We start from the raw sequence: 3,011 nt of genomic DNA on the forward strand, positions 1-3,011 counted from the left end.
CCGAGCGCCTCGCCCAGGGCGGCAGCCAGCTCCGCCCCCGAGCCGAAGCGCTCGGCGGGGTCTTTGGCCAGGGCCCGGCTGAGGAAGGCGTCGAGGGCACCGTCGCCGGTGACCGCGACGGGCTCGTGGGCGTGGGCGTAGAGGAGGGACGCCACGTCGTTGCCCGCATAGGGGGCCCTGCCACTGAGGCACTCGTAGGTCACGCAGCCCAAGGAGTAGAGGTCGGCGCGGTGATCGGCCTCGCCGGGGCGGGCCGCCTCAGGAGCCATGTAGGCGGCGGTGCCGAGGGCACCGGTGGTCTGGGTTCCGATCTCGGCCGTGGTGGCGGCGATGCCGAAGTCGCCCAAGAAGACCCGGTCGCCTTCGAGGAGGATGTTCGAAGGCTTGACGTCACGGTGCAGCACCCCGCGGCTGTGCGCGTGGTCCACGGCCTCGGCCACGGCACCCACGACGGCCAGGACGCGCTCCGGGGCGAGGGGACCGGCTTCGAGTTCGTCGGCGAGCGTGGAGCCTTGCACCAGGCGCATGGCGAGGTACCAGTAGCCGTCGGACTCGCCGGCCTCATACACAGGGACGACGGCGGGGTGATCGAGGCCCGCCGCCGCCCAGCCCTCGCGCTCGAAGCGGTGGGCGGCCTGGGGCAGTCGGGCGACGCCGGGGTCGAGGACCTTGAGCGCGACGTCGCGGCCCAGGTGGACCTGTCGGGCGCGATAGACGGTGGCGAAGGCGCCCCGGCCTATGACGGCGCCGACCTCGAAGCCCCCCAACCCCCGGCCGCCGAGGGCATCACCCTCCACGCCGGGAGCCTACGCCGAGGCTGCTGACTCAGGCTTCCGCGCCGCGTCGTTCTGCCGCTCGGGCCCGGGCCTCGTCGCCCACCTCCCGGTGCAGAGCTGCCAATTGTTCGTAGAGCTCGGTGCGCCAGGGCTCAGCTGCGAGGAGCACTTCGATCGCTGCAGAGCGGTCGGTGAGCGGCGTTGCCGCGTCCGCCGCCACCCGCTCGGCCAGCTCGACGCGAAGGATCTCGGCTGCCCGGCGTTCCTCGGAAGCCCACTCGAGGTAGGGGTCGTCCTCGAGCAGCCCACCGCGGAACTGGGCGAGGGCCTCGGTATGGCGCCCGTCCTTCGCGAGCGCCCGGCAGTGGGCCAGGTCGGTCTCCGCCTCGACCCGGACGCGGTCGCCCACCGTGTCGACGAACCGTGACGGCTCACCGGTCTGGCGACCCGGCTCCAACCGGCGACGAATCTCGCTCAACGCAGCGCGCAGGAGCACGCGTCCCTTGTCCGGGTCGCGCTCAGGCCACACCGCCTCAATCACTTCCTCGCGGTGGGCGCCGTGCTCGCCTGCGAGTGCGAGGTACTGCAGCACCTCCAGCGCCTTGTGCGACCTCCACGCCTTGAGCGGCAGGACCTCGCCCGCCACCTCCACACGAGACGCGCCGAGGACCTCGACACGCAGGACCAGCGGCGGCCGCGCCGCGAGCGGCGCCAGGAGGGCACGCGCCTGCGCTTCCACGAGGGCGAACCCACCCCGGCGGAGCTCGTGGAGCCGAGCTTCGGCTCGGCGGACCCCTTCCGCGTCGGCCCGGGCCGTGCCGACAGCAAGACGGACGAGCTGGACCTGAACTCTGGCGTAGGCGTCGTGGCGGCCGATGCGGCGCTCAACGAAGTCGGCCACCGCCAGTGCTTCCTCGAACTCGCCACCGTTGACGAGCGTCCACGCGTGCACGGGCGCGGCGGCCGCCAGATCGATGCCGCCGGCCTCTGCCGCCACGCGGTAGGCGGCTTGCGCCTGCCCTCGCGCCACGGCTTGGTCGGCGCGCACGAGGGCGAGGCGGGCCAGGACCGACAGACAGGGCGCCTCGGTGAGCTCTGCGTCGGGAAGGGTTCCGGCGGCGCGGCCCCGTCGAGCGTGCTCCTCGGCCTCGTCCAGCGCACCTTGGGCCAGGGCCACTTCGGCCCGCGCCCAGTGGGCGAGGGGATTGTCTCCGGCGGCGACCAGTGCCGCCCTGGCGCCCACGAGATCGCCTGCCCACCACCGGACCACGCCGAGCCACCCGTGCCCCCGCTCGGCCAGGAGCGGTTCCGCCCCGGGGGTAACCGCCGCCTCCAGGGCCCCAGCCGCCGAGGCGAGCGCGCCGGCGTGGGCGTGAGCGGAGGCAAGAGCGAAGAGCGCCTCGCGCCGGGTTGCGTCATCCGGCGCGGCTTGGAGCTGTCGCTCGGCCCGGGCCAGCGCCTCGTCGAGGTCGACGGTCGCCTTGCCGGCGGCGAGAACCGGCGGGAACTGATGGCGGAGCTCTGGGGGCAGGCGGTACAGCCAGCGGACCGCTCGCTGGACCCCGATCGCCGAGAGATGGCGACTGAGAACGTCGGCAGCCGCCTCGTGCTCGGCCCCGGCGAGGAGGAGGTCGATCGCCGCAGCAGGGTCGGTCTCCTCGATGACCGGCGCCGCGGCCCGCCGCAGCGCTGTCGCGCGTGCGGGCGCAACCTCGGGCTCGAGGACATCGCACGCCACCTGATGCAGGCGCCAGAACGTCGACTGCTCGGTCACGAGCATCGTTCGCTCGACGAGGCCGTCGAGGACCTCGGTGTCCACACCGATGGCCGCTGCGACGGGCGACGTGAGATAGGGAAGGACGGCCAAGGCCTCAACCGCGGCCCGTTCCGCGTCGGTCGTGTCGCGGAGAAGCGTCTGATGCACGAGGGGTTCGACGGCCTCGCCGGCGACTCCGGACTCTGCCGCCATGCTCAAGCCCGCGGCCCAGCCCGCGAGCTGGCGGCTGAGCTCGCTCCCGGTGGCCGGATCCCGACCGCGGCGTTCGAACAGTGCCGCAGCCTCCTCCTCGGTGAAGGCAAGCTCGTCAGCTCCGACAACTCGGAGGAGGCCATCAGAGACCCGACCGAGCAGCCCGGGCGGCCGCACTCGGCTGCAGAGCACTACGCCGCTCCCTCGGGGGACGAGCGGGAGGACCTCGGCGATCAAGGGGTCGCACTCCTCGCCCCGCCCGAGGT

General features: G+C 73.5%; 3 protein-coding genes. 1 reads left to right on the plus strand and 2 read right to left on the minus strand.

The window, feature by feature from the left end:
- Both VG869_10865 and VG869_10870 read right to left on the minus strand, forming a co-directional pair.
- Positions 1-797, minus strand: a 797-nt coding sequence (locus VG869_10865; GenBank protein HEV3451695.1) for a serine/threonine-protein kinase, incomplete at its 3' end; no start/stop codon positions are given.
- 28 nt (positions 798-825) lie between these two features.
- On the minus strand, positions 826-2,643 hold the full coding sequence (locus tag VG869_10870; GenBank protein ID HEV3451696.1) for a hypothetical protein: 1,818 nt from the start codon (positions 2,641-2,643) through the stop codon (positions 826-828).
- A gap of 51 nt (positions 2,644-2,694) precedes the next feature.
- Between VG869_10870 and VG869_10875 the strand changes: the two genes are divergently transcribed.
- On the plus strand, positions 2,695-3,011 hold a 317-nt coding region (locus VG869_10875), incomplete at its 3' end, for a hypothetical protein (GenBank protein ID HEV3451697.1).

The organism is Acidimicrobiia bacterium (assembly GCA_035948415.1).
Taxonomy (GTDB): Bacteria; Actinomycetota; Acidimicrobiia; order IMCC26256; family PALSA-555; genus PALSA-555.